Raw genomic sequence first — 17,833 nt, 5'->3', positions numbered from 1 at the left:
TCTAATCATTATTGGACTTCAATTGTCTAAATATTTTATTTAGCACTTTATATCAGTTAATAATTAGAATTTTCTGAATTAAAACTCCTTGATATATGTTAAGAACATAATTATTATTATGATATTTCGATGTGATTGCTGCTAATGCTTTATCTTCAAGGGGAAATATAAGGTTTTCGTTACCATAATACTAATAACAACCTAACAAATTGAATGGTTACCATAAAATACTAAAAATACCCCCTCAGCAATTTACAGTATAGTACACTTTTAGGAAAAATGGAATATCAAAATATTTTATTATTAACAATAATGAGAATTTTTATAACGATTATAATTATTGTTCGGATTAAAGATAACTCATTTTTGGTGATCTGTATTCATTTTTTCTAGAGTTTATATTAACTTAGAAAACTTTGTAACAGAACCATAAATAAGATCAAATATCATAAGTTTTTTATTTTTTATACAGTAACCATGTGTCAGCCAGTCCCCTTTTTAATTTAGAATATTCTGTTATTTTTTTTATCAATTTATAATTGCGGGGTGAATTGTTATATAATTTGCGGAATTATGGTAATATTTAGGTAAATAGAAGTGGTTGAGGAGGACGTAGTGATATGAGCACAAATATTTTAATGCATGAAGCAGTTATGCAACAACTTAATGATTTTTATCAAATGATGTTGTCGCAGCAAATTATAAAAGCAACTGAATTAAAGAAATAGATGAAAAAATTGAACAGATTAAACATGCAGAAGAAAAAGAAAATCAAAATTTATTATTATATTATTCTTTACTAGACCTAAAATATAGAATGCTAACTGATCGAGTAAGTATTCGAAAAGATAGTTTTGAAGCAATTGATACATTCGATGAATCGACAGATACACTCACAGCTTATTACTATCATTCTTTTAAAGCAGAACATGCTTTAATGTTTAGTAACTATAATGAAGCCCGAAGACAATATGAAGAAGCTGAGAGCCTATTAGAACATATTTCTGACGAACTAGAGCATGCAGAGTTTTATCAAAAATATGCGGTGTTAAATCATCATATGTCTAGTATGCTAATATCTATTGAATACGCAAATAAAGCGAAAGAAATCTTTGAAAGACATGCTGGATACGAGGTGAAAGTCGCTTCTTGTGAAAACACACTAGGGACAGCTTGTATATTCTTAAAGCAATTTGAAAAAGCGGAAGAACATTTGAATCGTTCCATTGATCTTTTGCAAAAACATAATGTGGAAAAATTGATTTTAGTAGTAAGGCATAATTTAGGATTATTATACGCAACTCAAAACTTATCTACATTAGCGATTCGTCATTTATCAGAAGTGACAGAGAAGAATCCTGCCCATTTTAAAGCATTGTTCTTACAAGCACGTGAACACTATAAGCTAAGAGAAATAAATATTGCAAAAGAACTTATTGAAAAAGGATTAGCAGTTTGTATAGAATTAGGAAATGAAGAGTATGTATATCATTTCAATATTTTACGTTCTCTTAATGAAGATGAAGCAATTGAACTCTTAGAAGAAGAAGTGGAAAAAAGTATTTCTTACTTCGAAAAGCAGGATTTATGGGATTTCGTAGAAGAATATGCAGAAGTATTAGCGGTTCGCTTCCGCAAATTGAATAAGCATGAAAAAGTTAGTGATTATTTCAATGTATGTTACGAAGCGAAACAAAAATTACTAAGAAAAGGGGCGTTAAAATAATGAAGAAGCTTATATTAGCGGCGTTAGGATTAGTGATAACATTATCATTTAGTAACAATACAGGTGATACACAACATGCTCTAAAAAAGGAAGAAATTATACAATACTCACATGCTGATCATTTTTAATTGCTAATTAACAAAGGGACTCCATAATTGGAGTCCCTTTGTTAATGCGGTAACGATTTAGTTTATCTGATTATAAAAATGCAAAGGGTTTCTAAATTTGCAGAGGTAATTATTTGTTAATCTTTTAAAACTTTGGCTTAGTAATACCGAGGGTTGTTATAAATATATTAATCATATAATTTGTCCATATCAAAATGAACGTTTTTTGCATCTAATATATTGTAAATATATTTTATTTTGAAAGAATGTGATTATATGGCTTATAAATCTACGGGAGTGTTTCGAGTTCTAGTTTCTGGAAATGGGATTATTCCAACTGCTCTCAACATTATGTTAAACAATGATTCACGTTGCCATACTAGTAATGTAACGGTAACTGTTAAGAGAAGCCGAAACACTTTTTTCCCAACTCAAAATGAATTAGTTGAAATCTCTCGTACTTTTGTTTCTTTAGAACCAAACAGAACAACTAAGATTGTGTTGTTTACTCCAGAATTCCAAGTAGAAGATTTCCTTGATGTCATCATTAGTGGAAATAGAGAGGATGTTAAGGATGCTCTTGTATATTCTTTCTTAGCAGATTCAGTAGGTCATAATCTGCCATCTACTGTTTTCAGAAATGCAGAATACACTTTTGCTTGCTGACACCGTGATGATGTATTCTTTACTGTCGTATATCTGAATTGAAATGTTACAAATAGCACTTCACGGCATACAATCTATCGGTGAAAGATCGTTCGGCAGAGGAGCGGTAGTTGGTGAAAGAAGTTAAGGATATCTAGATGCAAGTGCGTATGCGCTTTGGGTTATCTTTACCGAGATTGCGAGTAGTTTGAAATAGAAATTAGAAGATACCTTCTACCTTAAGGTGGAGGGAGGGTCTTAATATTGTTTTTTGATATATATTGCTAAATATGTTCCCATAATTCATTCTATTGTATTGAGAATAATGTCATCTACATCAAAAAAACGGCTTATAAAAGGAATTAGTATTTGAAGGAGTTCCACCTCAAACATACTCCTATGCATATAAGTATGTTTGAGGTGGATTTATTAGCGAATTTTATATATAGCATGAATGAAAATGAGATAAATAAAACAATATTCCCTATTATGTTTTTAAGAATTAATTGAGCAGGTCCTTGTAAAAATAAAGAAAAGACACCAAAAGGTGCCTTCCGCCGGCTTAAATTATTTTAATATTATCGATCTAAGTTTAAAAGCTATAGGGATTTTTTCTGTGGGTTTTGTAAGTAGTTTTTACGAAATTATGAGTGTTTTTTATTTTGTATTTCAATAAGTTCATCTGGTATCACTTTTGTATAATATTCTTTTTCTGTTAGTTCAAATATAAATAATGCTTTTTTCCAGTTATAAATAACCTCTTCTACATTATGTTGTTTAATTTTTAATAAACACTGACCTTTTAAATAGAATAGTTCACCTAGTAGGTATAAAGTATTTAGATTAATTGCTAATTTGATACCTTTATCAATGTACTTTATTGCCTCTTCATGTTGATATGTGAAGTCGAAACATTTTGCTAAATTTAACATGAGTTTTAATTTAATTTCTTTATCTCTAGGAAAATCTAGCTTATTAAAATTAGTTAAACATTTTTTGAATATATTAATACTTTTTTCATATTCTTTATTTTCCGCATAAAATATAGCCATTGTTTGCATAATATCTATTTCTCTTTCTGATAAAAAATCAGAATTAGTTAAAGTCAGTTTTAATGCATTATTTAAAAAATCTAAAGCAGTTTTTATTGATTTATCCACCACAAATATAGCAATTGCTTCATGCCATATTAGAAATTGTTTCTCATCTTTTGTTTGAAAATTATTTAAGTTTTTCTCTTTTTTTACTATTTCATAAAGTTCTTTATATTGTTTTTGTTTTAAGCAATCTTTTATTACATATTTTACATTTTCTACATATTTTAATCTTTTGTTTTGAGTTAGTGCAAATATGTTATTTGGATCAATACCAAGTCTTTCTGATAATTGATATAACAATATACTAGATGGATAAATCATACCTTTTTCAATCTTACTAATTTGACTTTGTGAACATATTCCATGACATAATTCGGATTGTGATATATTTTTTTTAATTCTAAGTTCTTTAATGGTAATACCCAAATCGTTAAATTCCATTTTGCCACCTACTATTTAGCACTTTATTAATATAAGAACATTCTCTAACCTTAATGTAATGTAAAATTAATATAGTTGCAATTATTGTTTTAAAGGGCTTATCGTTTCTATAAGATGGTGAGATTTTTTTATGTAAAAAAAGAAACCAAAAGGTGCCTTTCGCCGACTTGGACCACGTTCATTTAATATAAACCTATCTGTATTTTCACATGCTCATCTAATAATCCCTCTATTTTCCATTTGATAAAATAAAATCCTAATATTACCAATAATTAAATAAATATTTCTACATATTCAAGATATTTACATAAATTACAAAAGTGATACATTTAAGTTGTAATCAATAAAAACTATTAAAGGGGGATTTATTATGTTCAAGAAATTAGTAGTAGGAGCGTTAGCAACAGGTATTGCATTAACAGGAGGAATTGGTGCAGCTTCAGCTGATACACAAAAAGCTGTGAGCTCTCCGAAGCAAGCAACATGCTCAATTCCTTATGAGTATTCTAATGGGAAATTCAAAAGAACTCTTTATTACTCAAATGGAGTATATGCTAATAGTTTTAATGAAAATGTTTGTGGCGGGACGATTACGTGGTATTTAAAACATGTTCAAAATGGAGTTGCTTTTTACGAAGGTAATTTAAAATAGTAGATTTTTTGAACCTCATTTATTGAGGTTCCTTTATTTTTAGTTTTTAAACTGATTCTCTATAAAAAAGACACCCTAAGGTGCCTTCTTGAGATTTGCTCCATTGTAATATGGTATTGGATGCCAGTCCAATTATTATTTTACCACCTTAAATAGTTTCGGTTATTGAGAAAAAAGACAACTCATTATTTGAATGCAAAAAGTCCTAGGGGGACTAGGACTTTTTGCTAGAATGAATATGATTTAAAAAAGGACTTATATAACGTAACATATGAATGTTTCGTAAATGTATCAAAAAAATGAACAAAAAAGTTATTTTAAATAAAAAAAGCTCCGCGATAAAAGCTGCGGAGCTTCATAAGGTCGAGTTATGTCGTACTCACAAGGGATTTTAACATGAATGTTGTGGTAAAAATACTGGTAAATTTATCCCGTAAAATCCCGATTGGTTTAACTAATAATCAGTGGGGGATGAATAAAACTCCCACTGATTAAAGTTTCACTTCATTCGAAGGAATTCATGTTTTATAAATTAGATTATGAGAGTTGATATTCTCCATATTGACCAGAAAAGAACTAAAAATTCTAGTGAAATTCCAAGTGTTCGTTTCCTAGTTTTTTGAAATTCTTTTATTAAATAGCCAACAGCACTAATTGCTATAAGAATGAAAAGAATAAGTTCGAGTGTAACTGGCATTTTATCTACCCCTAATACATTAATTTATTATATAAAGATTATAAGATATTTTTGTGGCTAGTAGTGAAAAATTTAATAAAACTATCTCTAATGGAGTTTTGTTTGAACTTCTAAAAGAATTTGTGAAAACCATTGTACGTAAAGTTTCTGCGTATGTTTTAGGAAACAAATTTTAGAAAAAGATAACAAAAAAACCACTCCTCATCGTTGTCGGAAGCAAAAGGGTGGGTTTTGTAAAAAATAAATGAGCCCTAATGAATATAATGTACAAAAGAAAAGACACCCAAAGGTGTTTTACTCCGACTTGATAACAACATTTTATGTATTAAAGGTCATCAAAAAATGTTGTATTTGAAACACGTGACGTTCCATTAATATATTATAAATTTAGTATAATTATATATTGAATATAAAATTTAGAAAGTTGGTGGGAATAATAAAATACATAAAATCCTTATTAAAAAAGAAGCTCTAGGATTAGGGGGCTAGGGCTTCCTGTGTTGGTATATCTCGCACGACATTATAAAAAGAAAAGAACTTAATGAAGATAACAGAGAAATGTTTCGTAAATGTATCAAAAAATTGAACAAAATAGTTATTTTAAAAAGAAGAGCAACTAGCAAAAATTAGATACTGATGTATAAGAAAGGAATAAATTGATAATTTAATATACAAAATACAAGATATGCAATATTGCATATCTTGTATTTCATATTACATTTAACCCAATCATGCCTTGAATGGAGAGGGTTTAAAAGAAATATAATAATCTAAATTATTTGTCGATTAATATGGTAAATTATAGATAAATAAAGAAATTTATGTTAATGTACTTATGGTAATATATTGTTAAAAAAAGGAAGAGGTGAAAAGTTTATATGTTTAAAAAAGGCGTATCATTGCTATTGATTCTCATTCTATCTATTTCTACATTTAGTATAGTAACTCACGCTGCTAGTAGTTCAGAATATGTGAATCAATCATTCTATGGGTATAAGGAGCCATCTTTTAATTCAGCTAAAACAAATGGTGGGTCAGAGTATGGTGCTCAAAATGTAGGAGTCGTGGAAAAAAGAGATAATGGCTGGTGGAAGATTGAAACATGGGAAGGTCCAGTTTGGATTAACTTAAATGGGGAAGAACGTGTCATGGGAGATTTCTATGCATATGATGAACCTTCTCTCTCATCAAAGGTTGCGAATGCTGGAGCGAAGTACGGACGGCAAACATTTAGAATAGTAGATGGAACAACAGATGGTTGGCTTAAATTTAAGACGTGGGAAGGCGACAAGTGGATGAATCCTGCGGCTGAACAAATTACCGTCAACAAAACGATTTATGCATATAATGAGCCTTCATTTAATGCAAAGAAAGCAAATTATGGAGCACCATTTAACCCACAAAATTGGGGAGTAGTAGAAAAAAAAGAAAATGGCTGGATGAAAGTAAGTACTTATGAAGGTTATAAGTGGATCAATCCAGATGGAGAAGAAAGATTCATAAACAAATCATTCTATGCATATAACGAAGCTTCATTTAATGCAGCAAAAGCAAATGCTGGAGCATTATATAATCCGCAGAATTTTAGAGTTGTGGATGGGACACCTAATGGATGGTTAAAGGTTAAAACATGGGAAGGCGAGAAATGGCTGAATCTAGATGGAGAAGAAAGATTTATAAATAAATCATTCTATGCATATAATGAACCTTCATTTAGTTCAGCAAAAGCAAACGCTGGAGCATTATATAGTCCGCAGAATTTTAGAATAATAGATGGGACAACTAGTGGATGGTTAAAGATTAAAACATGGGAAGGCGACAAGTGGATTAATTTAAATGCGGAAGATACAGGCTTAGAATTCTACGTGGAAGCTACTGCATATAGCGTAGAAGGTAGTCCACCACATGAAAGAATTACGGCAGCTGGAATAGACATAGGAAAAAATCCTAACATCAAGTTAATTGCAGTTGATCCTAAAGTTATTAAACTAGGAACGAAAGTTTGGGTTGAAGGATATGGTGAAGCAATTGCTGGAGATACAGGTGGAGCTATTAAAGGGAATAGAATTGACGTTCTGTTTCCTACAGAAAAGCAAGCACTTGAATGGGGACGTAAAAAAGTGAAGATTAAAATAATGAAATAGGATATATCTATTCTTAGCTTTGAAAATTATATATTAGAGAAAATAAAAGGGAGGATATTTTTATGTTTAAGAAAAGTATAGGAATTTTATTGTTTTTAATTCTATCTATTTCTACATTTAGTATAGTAACTCACGCTGCTAGTAGTTCAGAATATGTGAATCAATCATTCTATGGGTATAAGGAGCCATCTTTTAATTCAGCTAAAACAAATGGTGGGTCAGAGTATGGTGCTCAAAATGTAGGAGTCGTGGAAAAAAGAGATAATGGCTGGTGGAAGATTGAAACATGGGAAGGTCCAGTTTGGATTAATTTAAATGGGGAAGAACGTGTCATGGGAGATTTCTATGCATATGATGAACCTTCTCTCTCATCAAAGGTTGCGAATGCTGGAGCGAAGTACGGACGACAAACATTTAGAATAGTAGATGGAACAACAGATGGTTGGCTTAAATTTAAGACGTGGGAAGGCGACAAGTGGATGAATCCTGCGGCTGAACAAATTACCGTCAACAAAACGATTTATGCATATAATGAGCCTTCATTTAATGCAAAGAAAGCAAATTATGGAGCACCATTTAACCCACAAAATTGGGGAGTAGTAGAAAAAAAAGAAAATGGCTGGATGAAAGTAAGTACTTATGAAGGTTATAAGTGGATCAATCCAGATGGAGAAGAAAGATTCATAAACAAATCATTCTATGCGTATAACGAAGCTTCATTTAATGCAGCAAAAGCAAATGCTGGAGCATTATATAATCCGCAGAATTTTAGAGTTGTGGATGGGACACCTAATGGATGGTTAAAGGTTAAAACATGGGAAGGCGAGAAATGGCTGAATCCAGATGGAGAAGAAAGATTTATAAATAAATCATTCTATGCATATAATGAACCTTCATTTAGTTCAGCAAAAGCAAACGCTGGAGCATTATATAGTCCGCAGAATTTTAGAATAATAGATGGGACAACTAGTGGATGGTTGAAGATTAAAACATGGGAAGGCGACAAGTGGATTAATCTTAACCAAACAGATTCTGGTAATTCTGGAGTGGTTGATCTTGCTTTAAAACAATTAGGAAAACCATATGTATTTGGAAATAGTGGACCTAATTCATTTGATTGTAGCGGTTTTATTTATTATGTATTTAAAAATAATGGATACAATATTGGAAGAACAAGCGTAGCTGGATATTGGGGAATGGTTACAAAAATAAGTGATCCTCAACCAGGAGATTTAGTATTCTTACAGAATACATATAAAGCGGGTCCTTCTCATTTAGGAATATATTTAGGGAATGGTGAATATATTCATGCTGCTGACGAAACAACAGGTGTAATTAAAAGTAAGATAAATAGTTCATACACTCAAAAGCACTTCTTGGGGTATGCTAGATTTTCAAAATAATTAAATTGGATTCAATAAAAAGACAGTTATCTATGGATAGCTGTCTTTTTATTATTTGTGTTGACTTGACTACTTATATATATTCACAAGCGAAACAACATAATATTAATACGGAAAAATATATTAATATGAATTTTTGCATATTTTAAAATTCAATATATCCCTCAAAAACTTTTAATTGTATAATATATTTTGTCATATTTTTAGATTTTTCGACATAAACCAACAAAAATAGAGAACGTATTGGGAGAAGACATTATGTATACAAAATTATTAAAATCAATTACATCATTATCACTTATTGGTGGTGCGTTGTTATATACAAATGGCAGTGATGTGAAAGCTGCTGAAGTGGGTGTTTTTTCTGATGTGCCGACATCACATTGGTCATATCCTGCAATTAAAGATTTAGCGAGTAAGAATATTATTTCCGGTTATGGAAATGGGATATTTGGTTTTGGAGATGTTGCGACAAGGGAGCAAGTTGCGGCTTTAATTTATCGAGTGTTAGTACCGAATAAACAAGGCGGTTCGTTTAGTAATGATGGAACTCGTTTCGTATTAAAGGATGGGTCTACGTTTAAAAATCCTTACGGTGATATTAATCAAAGTTCTACAATGTTCCCAGAAGAGGTATTAACTTTAACAAATTTAGGAGTTTTTAAAGGTGATGAAAATGGCCAATTTAGACCGAAAGCTTCTGTGAGTCGTGCGGAAATGGCACAAATTCTTACAAATGCTTTCCATCTTGCGGCAAAACAAAAACATACCTTTAAAGATGTTCCAAATCCGTTTTGGGCAGAAAACGCAATTAGTGCAGTGCAGTCAAATGGAATCGCAGATGGCACAGGAGACGGAAATTTTGAACCGTATGGTACAGTAACACGTGAACAGTATGCGCAATTTTTATATAAAACTTTAAAATATAAAAATGCTAATGTGAAAGATACAGGAGATGCGGCATTATTAACAGGGTTTAAAGAGGAAGTACAAAAGCGTATTAATATGTATGAAACGAATATTACACTTCCATATAAAACGAAAAATAATAATACAGAAGAAGTGATGAATACACTCTTTAACGCATATAAAGAAGTTGCAAGTAAAAATGAGTATACAAATAATAATAGATCGAATGTTTCATATGGACTTTCTGGATCACCTGGAAATTATACGTTTACGCTTAAGATTACATATCGTGAAACGAAAGAACAGACGGAATATGTCATGAAACAAGCGAAAGCAATCGTTTCTTCTATTACTCAAGTTGGAATGGATGATCACGAAAAAGTGAAGGCGATTCATGATTATGTAGTAAAACATGTTTCTTATGATACGTCTTATAAAGCTTACACAGCATATGAAGCACTTGTAAATCGTTCTGCAGTTTGCCAAGGTTACGCACTATTAACCTATCAATTATTAAAAGAAGCAGGAATTGAAAATCATTTCGTGACAGGAACTGGGGACGGACAACCCCATGCTTGGAATTTAGTGAAAATCGAAAACAAATGGTATCATCTTGATACAACATTCGATGATCCGGTTCCAGATGAGCAGGGCCGCGTAACGTATTCGTATTTCAATTTATCAGATGAACAAATCGCAAAAAATCATGAGTGGAACCGCGGAGACTACCCGCAAGCTACAACAAATTATTATAGTACACTGACAAATAAAATTGCGGCAGGTAGTACGAAAACGCCTGCATATCAGCAAATATTAAAAGATACAAAGTTAAATTATTTAGGAAATGAATATATCGCAAATAACTATACTGAATTAAAAAATAAAATGCAGCAGCGCTATAGTACAAAGCCAGAAAAGATAGAAGTACTTTATAAGCAATCAATGAACGGTGCACTGCAAGATGTGAAAAAGGCAATTGGGGAAATCGGTTATCCGCAAGGGGCAAATCGAGTTTCTTATAAAGCGGAGCCTTACAATGCGAAAGAAGGATATTCTTTAGTGACGATTACGTTTACGTATTAAGAATGAAAAAAAGCATCTGTTTTAGATGCTTTTTTATTGTATTAATTCGACAGAATGTGCCAAGTGAAAGGGATTTGGTCTGTTATGATAATTTTTGAAATTTTACATTTTGGAGGATTAATCATGAATAAAAATAAGATTTTCGCTGCGTTAATAGGAATTGTAGCCTTATTTGTAATTATTAATGTAGTTGTTACGAAAGAGAAAACGACATCAACCAGTGAAAAAATGTACTCTGAGAAAGAATATAATAAATTAGTAGATGAACATTTTGAAGAAACGCAAAAGTTGAAAGGTGATATGAGTGTGTTAGAAACTGAAAAAAAATCTCTTGATGAGCAAGTGAAGAAGTTAAAAGATGAGTTAGCGAAAAAAGAGCAACAAGTAGCGCAGCAGCCGGAAAAGAAAGAAGAGCCAAAACCGGAACAACCTACTGGAGCATTCGAAAATCCAATGAAAAGCATAAACAAAACAGAGGCAATGAATAAAGTAAAAGAAAAGGCGAAGAAAGACTTCCAAGATGATTATATGACACAAAACTTTGTTGCAGAGGAACAATCAAAAGTATTTGATTTCTTAAACAGTATTGAAATTAAATCACAAGAAGAATTAAATGTAATGAAGAATGCATTGAAAGATTTTTCTAACGACTTTATGACAGCGAAGTTAAATGATCTAATAGAAAATTAGAATTAGTAGAACTGGTAAATAAACTTTGCTTTAGTCATACGAAAGTCCTCCATTTAAGTCAGGAAATTGATAAGTTAATTAATAAATATATGATTATAAAAAAAGGAACCCTATAATAGTAGGGTTCAAAGGGAACAGATACGTAAAATATATAAAGAGAATAATTCAATGTGTAATTAATATAGAATTGAATACTGAGATATTTGAAAATAAAGCCAGTCAGAAACATACTGAAGGTTTATCGACCGATAATAGGTTGAGGGAACCAAAGGATATAGCTGACATTATACCTTTTCTTTTTTTACCAGACAGTTGTTGAATAACTGGTGAATGAATTGATGCAATTAACGAATTTTGTTTATTATAACAATGGAAAAAATAACTTATTATGAGCTGTATTTTTAAAAAGATAGTTTTTATTGAAAGTCTATCGTTTAGGTAACTTACTTATAAAATTTGAATCTTATGTCTATTGTATCTACGTCATTCTTGTTAATTGTATGGATTATTAAATCATTTTGATATACATACTTATTTTATAGTAAACTAAAAGTGGTAAGGGTACTGAATGATCTGTTATTCTAAAAACACAGTACTTCAAGGTTTTGAAGCACTGATTTCCTTTGATTAACTATATTTAAATACTCATATTATGTTTTTTAGAAGAAGAAATAGGTTGTTCCATCTTTTGATGAACTATATGGAACAATAGAGAAGCTAGAATTCCAATCGCTAAAAATATTAACCAGTAGACCGATATGTGATTAAATTTATTTAACCAAGCTCCAAGATAGTTACCAATAGTGCCTCCAAAGGCCCAAAAGGCTTGGAAAATACCGAAAAATAAGCCTGCAGGTTTATTGTTACTAAACTGGGCAACAGTCATTTCAGCACCTGGAAGGGCAAGTGTTTCTCCAAGAGTATAAAGAAATATACAAAATAACATCCAATAAATTGATGAAATTAGTGGAATAGCACCAATTGAGAGTCCCATAATCAAAACGCCTAGTTTTACCATAATCAAGGGATGCTTACTAATAAATATTTTTCTTAATAAGAACATTAATAATAATCCGGAAACACCATTTAAAATAAAAATAGAACTTACTAATTGTTTATTGTCAGTTAAATTGTATGCTTTGACTGGAAAAGAAATATTTAATTGAACAAACATAATCCAAAATAAAGGCATAATACACATAAATAGTAAAAATAACTTATTTGAAGCTGTATCCTTTAAGCTTGCCAATATTTTTTTAGTATCTTTAAACGTCTTAGGATACTTATTACGATATACAAAAAGAACAAATGCTAAAAGTAGCATAGCGATACTTGCAATCGTAAATGGATATACTGGATCAAATTGAACTAATAAGGCCCCAACTAAAGGCCCCACAATTACGCCTGCATTAAGCATTTGGTTAAAATAAGTAAATATTTTCTTTCGTAGCGCCTCTTTTTGAGTAGTAAAGAAAGCAGTAATAGATGGATCAAATAATGCTCCTCCAAAACCAATAAAAAATGAGGCGATACTTACTGACCAAAAATCACTAGCAAAAACAAATAATCCAAATCCTACCGCTCTTATTACAACTCCTAGAAGAATATTTATTGTATGGCTTACTCGGTCACCTATAAAACCCGTGAATATTGGCAACCCTCTTTGTGAAATAAGAATTGTAGTTAAAATGGTCCCCACTTCCCAAGAAGAGAAGTGGAGATCATTAGTTAAATGTATTGCTAAAAAAGGCATTATCATAAAACTTCCTGTATTCATAAATAAAACAGCTGTAAGCAAAATCTTGATGGGAACAGGAATTTTTTCGCTAACCATTGACTTTGATTGCCTCTCTTTTTTTCTTCTAATTTTTTTGAGAATTTTTCTTTTTTTACTACAGCTCTTTCATGAAAACCACTTAATATTTTATTACTTTCATCGAATGCCTCAACTTCAAAAAGCAATTTATTTTTATCAACTTTAATTAATTTTGAATGAATTGTTACTTTCTCATTATAAAGAGATGGGGCCAAATGCTTCATTTCATAATGACCTAGCCCTAAAGACATATAATTTTCTTCAATTTGGTTTTTAATAGCATCCATACAAGATACTTCTGCTAACCAGAGTAAAACGGGGGTTGCTAATACTTCTACGTCATTTTCCCAGTTGTTTGCTAAGTCCTTTTCTTGAACTACATATTCATATTTTCCTAAAGAATCAACTTGAAAGTTCATAATCTAATTCCTCCTATTTAGAGAGTTAATTTTTTTGTGTATTAGATTTACCACCATCTTTGTCTCAATCCACATGGAACTGGAACACGTATAAAATAGTAGGTTAAATATGGAATTTTTAAATGTATTTAATTTCAATGTCGCTCAGATTTATTTCTATTATTTTTTCTCTACCTCTAATATGTGCTGCTCTAAACTTAATAATGAATCTGTCAATATATTAAATAATTCCTCTAATTCATTTTCTGTGATAGTAAATGGGGGAGCTATTAAGAAAGCATCACCCTCTGAATAGTTAATCATATTTTTAACAGGATATATTAATAGTCCTTTTTCTAAAGCAATATCTACAATAATATCTGCAATATTAAGATTCCGTGGGAAAGGACTTCGTTTTTCTTTATTGGAGACTAATTCTACCCCCCAAAGTAAACCTATGCCTCTTACATCGCCAATAAATTCAAATCTATTCTTTAATTCATTTAGGTTTTTTCTTATAATTGCTTCGTTTTTACGAACATTTGTTATAAGATCGTTAGACTCAATATAGTTTAATACCCCTAATGAAATGGCAGCAGAACCTGGGTTTCCACTGTATGTGTGCCCATATACTGCTATTCCAGAACCAGCATGTATTGCATCATAAATTTTTTGATTAAACAAAACACCTGAAATTGGGGTATAGCCTGCACTCATCCCTTTACCAAGAGCAATAATATCTGGCTCAACATTCCAGTTGTTGATTCCAAACCACTCTCCAGTTCGACCTAAACCCGTCATCACTTCGTCACATATTAGCAGAATATCGTACTTATCACATATTTTTTTAACTATCTTAAAGTAGCTCTCAGATGGTGTAATCGCTCCACCTGATGCTCCTACAACAGGTTCCATGATAATCCCAGCAATATTCTCGCTTCCCATTTCTTTAATTACAGACTCTATAGCGGTTGCACATTCTAAATTACAAGTTTCAGGATCCTTAGAGAAAGGGCATCTATAACAGTATGGTGTTGGAATAGCTGGTTTATAAGTTAGAATATCTTCAAATTTTATTCTACGATCACTCCCCGACATCGAAAGGGCACCTAAAGTTACTCCATGATAACTAATCTTTCTTGATAATATTATGTTTTTTTTTGCTTTTCCAAGTTCTTGCCAATATTGAATAGCTAAACGTAATGCCGTTTCAGTTGCTTCTGATCCACTATTAGAAAAAAAGATATGATTGAGATTGGGGGAGAGTTGCGTAATTTTATTACCTAGCTCTTCTAAAGGCGAATTAGTAAATTGTGTTCTATATGTAAACGCAATTTTTGAGAGCTGATTGTATGCAATTTCTGCAATTTCTTTTACACCATGACCAATATTAGCCACTATCGCTCCAGAGCAGCCATCTAAATATTTCTTATTCTCTTGATCATATATGTAAACTCCTTTTCCATACTTTACAATAGGATATGATTTGGAAATATTCGGTTTTAAGACGGATGATTTTGAAAGGCTGAATGTACTCATTGAAATACGCTCCTCTATAGATATTAAATAGTAAATTCACTTAAAAATGCCCTGAAAGATTTTTCTAAATCATAAGCTTTTTCTCTTGTCTCACCTATAATCATATATTCGATAGATTTGCTTTGATTTTCATCATTTAAAAGAACGACACCCTCTTTATTCTTTGAAGCTAATAAGCTATTTACTTCAAGTTCTTTCAACAATTCACCAAATGTTTTGTTACCTATACTAACTTTATTTTGAGTCAAAATTGTGTAATTATCTCCATAATTATCTCCGTATAAATGATGAGCAACGACATGTACATGGGTAGAGCCGCCTGTACGTCCATTAATCTCGGAAATCATGATTTTTCCATCACTAGTTAAAATACCGTCAATATTTATCAATCCAATATACCCTCTTTGCATAACAACTTCAGTAAGTTTTGTACAATTAGAAATAAATTCACCTATAGCGTATGGTCTTAATGATACGGTTGGTATTTCAAATCCATTCCATACTGGCTCCATTCTCATATCTCCAAAATTCAACAAATAAGGTCTAAGGACACCTTCTTTAACTTCTAGTTCAGCATAGAACACTGAAAATGTTTCGTAATAAGCTTCAACTACTAATTTAGTATTTAATTCACCTATCAATTGCATCCAAATGCCTGAATATATTTCTTCTAATTCGGATTCTTGATTAATACATAATGTTTTGTATGCACCAGGTGATTCAGTTCTCTTATCATATGTAATGACAATGTTGCCTTGACCACTTGCATTCGTGTCTTGTTTTACAATTATTGACCCTGTTATATCAATAAGTTCTCTCATAGCCTGATTCAATTCTTTTGATGTATAACAATTTATTCCCTCTGGCACAGGAATATTATATGCTCCCGCAATTCTACGATATTCAATCTTACTATTTAAAACTTCTGATCCACCTTGTCGAAAATAATCCAAAGTATGAGATTTAATTTTAACTGGTAAGTTTTTTACTAATTGAGCCACAGACCTGTCAAAAAAATAAGGTATAACTTCCCAATCAGCTCCTCCCATTAGACCTAAGAGTTTTTCTTTTAATTTAGGGCTATTTAAAGTCTCATAAGTTAATAAATCTTTTTTATGTACACTTTCAGGTACTATTACATGTATGTCATCCAGTTGTAATCCTTTAATGGATAGTATATAAGTTAAAAAATCATTAGAGATTTCTCTAGGTATTAGTAAAATATCACCCTTTTCAAGTAACCAAGCTAAGCGATAAGAAAATGATGACCACATTGATCCAGCCTTTTCAGTTAATTTATCAGGCTCACCAACTAAAAATTCGGCCCCTACGTTACCAATAATAAGTTTTGGTGATTTATTTAAATTAGTAGGTATTTTTTGTGTATTTGAAGTGAAACTGATTTCCATTGTAGAACCTCCTTAACATTGTTTAATAAAATTAAATTGTTATCAATGCAAACAATACACCGAAACAAAACAGGTTTGATTTTTTTAATAAAAAGTAAATTTATAGTAAATGATAATATGTAGGACTGTTTATATAGAGTAATCTTGATAGACAGCTTTTTATGTTCGCATTTTTCACTAAAACGTTCTTTTTATTACACTGAACATAATTACCTACTACAACGGTAATAATCACCACCTTTCAAGCACTTGGGAATATAGAAAGATATTTATTAACCATCTATTTATTTTAGTGGTTAACAACTATCTTTTATTATGTTATCAACAGTTGTATAATAAAGTCAATCCTAAAAATTATGAGGTGAGTGGTATTGATTAATAATCAAATAGCTCCAGGAAGATTAGAGATCATTCGTGATTTCTTAAATACTTGGGAAATTCCCAATGATACTCGTAAACCAACTGATCGTTTGAATACCAAAAAAGATGTAGAGGATTTTATTTTTAAGTATTTTGGAGATATTCATTTTTCTAGAGATTTAGAGATACTGCATCAATTTCGTAAGGATTTACGAATATCAATAGAGTTAAATACAACTAATAGTTTAAATAAATGGTTAACTCAGTACCCTATAGAAATATCTATTGTTAATCCTGAAAATATTCAATATAATCCTAAAAATAAACAAGACTTTTTTAGTGAGATATTGATAATTATCATCGAAAGTATTGCAAAAAATAAGTGGAAACGGCTTAAAGCCTGTCCAGACTGTCGTTGGGTTTTTTATGATAATTCTCGCAATGCAAGTAAACGTTGGTGTGGAATGTATGCATCTGAACCTAAAGGTAGATCATGTGGCACCATTGCAAAAGTTCAGCGGCACCGTAAAAAAAATAAAATTCAAATTGCTGTCGTATTTAATTTGTAAGAATGTCCATTGATAGATATATGGGCATTCTTTTTTATCTTTATCTTGTTAGTCAATAAACTTTATTTAATTCGAAATATATATATTCGTAAATATACATTTTTCATTCTATGGAAATCACTTCATTTTTAATTATTGAGAAAAATTT

General features: G+C 31.0%; 14 protein-coding genes and 2 pseudogenes. 11 read left to right on the top strand and 5 right to left on the bottom strand.

Translation table 11 applies throughout. From position 1 onward, the window contains the following. Positions 1–620: 620 nt before the first annotated feature. From AC0OM3_RS12190 to AC0OM3_RS12175, 4 genes and pseudogenes are all read left to right on the top strand, one after another. A pseudogene (locus tag AC0OM3_RS12190) lies at positions 621–1,726 on the top strand (tetratricopeptide repeat protein). Continuing rightward, positions 1,726–1,854 (top strand): hypothetical protein, encoded by a 129-nt coding sequence (locus tag AC0OM3_RS12185; protein ID WP_000733501.1) that lies wholly within the window; start codon positions 1,726–1,728, stop codon positions 1,852–1,854. Before AC0OM3_RS12190 ends, AC0OM3_RS12185 begins: the two are co-directional and overlap by 1 nt. A gap of 255 nt (positions 1,855–2,109) precedes the next feature. Then, positions 2,110–2,499, top strand: coding sequence for a hypothetical protein (locus tag AC0OM3_RS12180; RefSeq protein ID WP_474211994.1), 390 nt, complete (start codon positions 2,110–2,112; stop codon positions 2,497–2,499). A 40-nt stretch (positions 2,500–2,539) separates the two neighbouring features. After that, positions 2,540–2,623 (top strand): annotated as a pseudogene (locus AC0OM3_RS12175) (dihydroxyacetone kinase, ATP-dependent); the annotation flags it as partial. Positions 2,624–3,122: 499 nt separating this feature from the next. Here AC0OM3_RS12175 and AC0OM3_RS12170 read toward each other — a convergent pair. Continuing rightward, positions 3,123–4,016: a helix-turn-helix domain-containing protein gene (locus AC0OM3_RS12170; protein ID WP_000395465.1), complete on the bottom strand. Its 894-nt coding sequence runs from the start codon at positions 4,014–4,016 to the stop codon at positions 3,123–3,125. Between the two features lie 370 nt (positions 4,017–4,386). On the opposite strand from AC0OM3_RS12170, the gene AC0OM3_RS12165 reads away from it, so the two are divergent. The 6 genes from AC0OM3_RS12165 (at position 4,387) to AC0OM3_RS12140 (ending at position 11,710) form a co-directional block, all read left to right on the top strand. Further along, positions 4,387–4,668: an LCI fold-containing protein gene (locus AC0OM3_RS12165; RefSeq protein ID WP_000473814.1), complete on the top strand. Its 282-nt coding sequence runs from the start codon at positions 4,387–4,389 to the stop codon at positions 4,666–4,668. 1,575 nt (positions 4,669–6,243) lie between these two features. Further along, positions 6,244–7,509 carry a 3D domain-containing protein gene (locus AC0OM3_RS12160; protein ID WP_139032718.1) on the top strand — a complete coding sequence of 422 codons (1,266 nt, stop codon included), beginning with the start codon at positions 6,244–6,246 and terminating at the stop codon, positions 7,507–7,509. Positions 7,510–7,571: 62 nt separating this feature from the next. Beyond that, a complete protein-coding gene (locus AC0OM3_RS12155) occupies positions 7,572–8,912 on the top strand; it encodes a C40 family peptidase (RefSeq protein WP_202822449.1) in 1,341 nt (446 codons plus the stop codon). Positions 8,913–9,170: 258 nt separating this feature from the next. Then, positions 9,171–10,904, top strand: a complete 1,734-nt coding sequence (locus AC0OM3_RS12150) for an S-layer homology domain-containing protein (RefSeq protein ID WP_000288173.1) — start codon at positions 9,171–9,173, stop codon at positions 10,902–10,904. Positions 10,905–11,027: 123 nt separating this feature from the next. After that, on the top strand, positions 11,028–11,594 hold the full coding sequence (locus tag AC0OM3_RS12145; protein WP_001038911.1) for a hypothetical protein: 567 nt from the start codon (positions 11,028–11,030) through the stop codon (positions 11,592–11,594). Positions 11,595–11,605: 11 nt separating this feature from the next. Next, positions 11,606–11,710, top strand: a complete 105-nt coding sequence (locus tag AC0OM3_RS12140) for an aspartyl-phosphate phosphatase Spo0E family protein (RefSeq protein ID WP_074594354.1) — start codon at positions 11,606–11,608, stop codon at positions 11,708–11,710. 521 nt (positions 11,711–12,231) lie between these two features. Here AC0OM3_RS12140 and AC0OM3_RS12135 read toward each other — a convergent pair. The 4 genes from AC0OM3_RS12135 to AC0OM3_RS12120 all read right to left on the bottom strand — a co-directional run bounded on the left by AC0OM3_RS12135 (position 12,232) and on the right by AC0OM3_RS12120 (position 16,756). Next, entirely contained in the window at positions 12,232–13,428 is a 1,197-nt protein-coding gene (locus tag AC0OM3_RS12135) for an MDR family MFS transporter (RefSeq protein WP_000253212.1), read from the bottom strand. Continuing rightward, entirely contained in the window at positions 13,368–13,829 is a 462-nt protein-coding gene (locus tag AC0OM3_RS12130; RefSeq protein WP_474211990.1) for a thioesterase family protein, read from the bottom strand. Before AC0OM3_RS12130 ends, AC0OM3_RS12135 begins: the two co-directional genes overlap by 61 nt. A gap of 159 nt (positions 13,830–13,988) precedes the next feature. Beyond that, complete coding sequence (locus tag AC0OM3_RS12125; protein WP_074594342.1) at positions 13,989–15,347, bottom strand: aspartate aminotransferase family protein; 1,359 nt, start codon at positions 15,345–15,347, stop codon at positions 13,989–13,991. Positions 15,348–15,370: 23 nt separating this feature from the next. Continuing rightward, entirely contained in the window at positions 15,371–16,756 is a 1,386-nt protein-coding gene (locus tag AC0OM3_RS12120; RefSeq protein WP_474211989.1) for a preATP grasp domain-containing protein, read from the bottom strand. A gap of 371 nt (positions 16,757–17,127) precedes the next feature. On the opposite strand from AC0OM3_RS12120, the gene AC0OM3_RS12115 reads away from it, so the two are divergent. Then, positions 17,128–17,685, top strand: coding sequence for a CGNR zinc finger domain-containing protein (locus AC0OM3_RS12115; RefSeq protein WP_474211988.1), 558 nt, complete (start codon positions 17,128–17,130; stop codon positions 17,683–17,685). The last annotated feature ends 148 nt before the right edge of the window (positions 17,686–17,833 follow it).

This window comes from Bacillus sp. FAU20, from assembly GCF_056033865.1.
The sequence above is the reverse complement of the archived record's forward strand: the minus strand, read 5'-3'. Positions and strand labels throughout refer to the sequence as shown.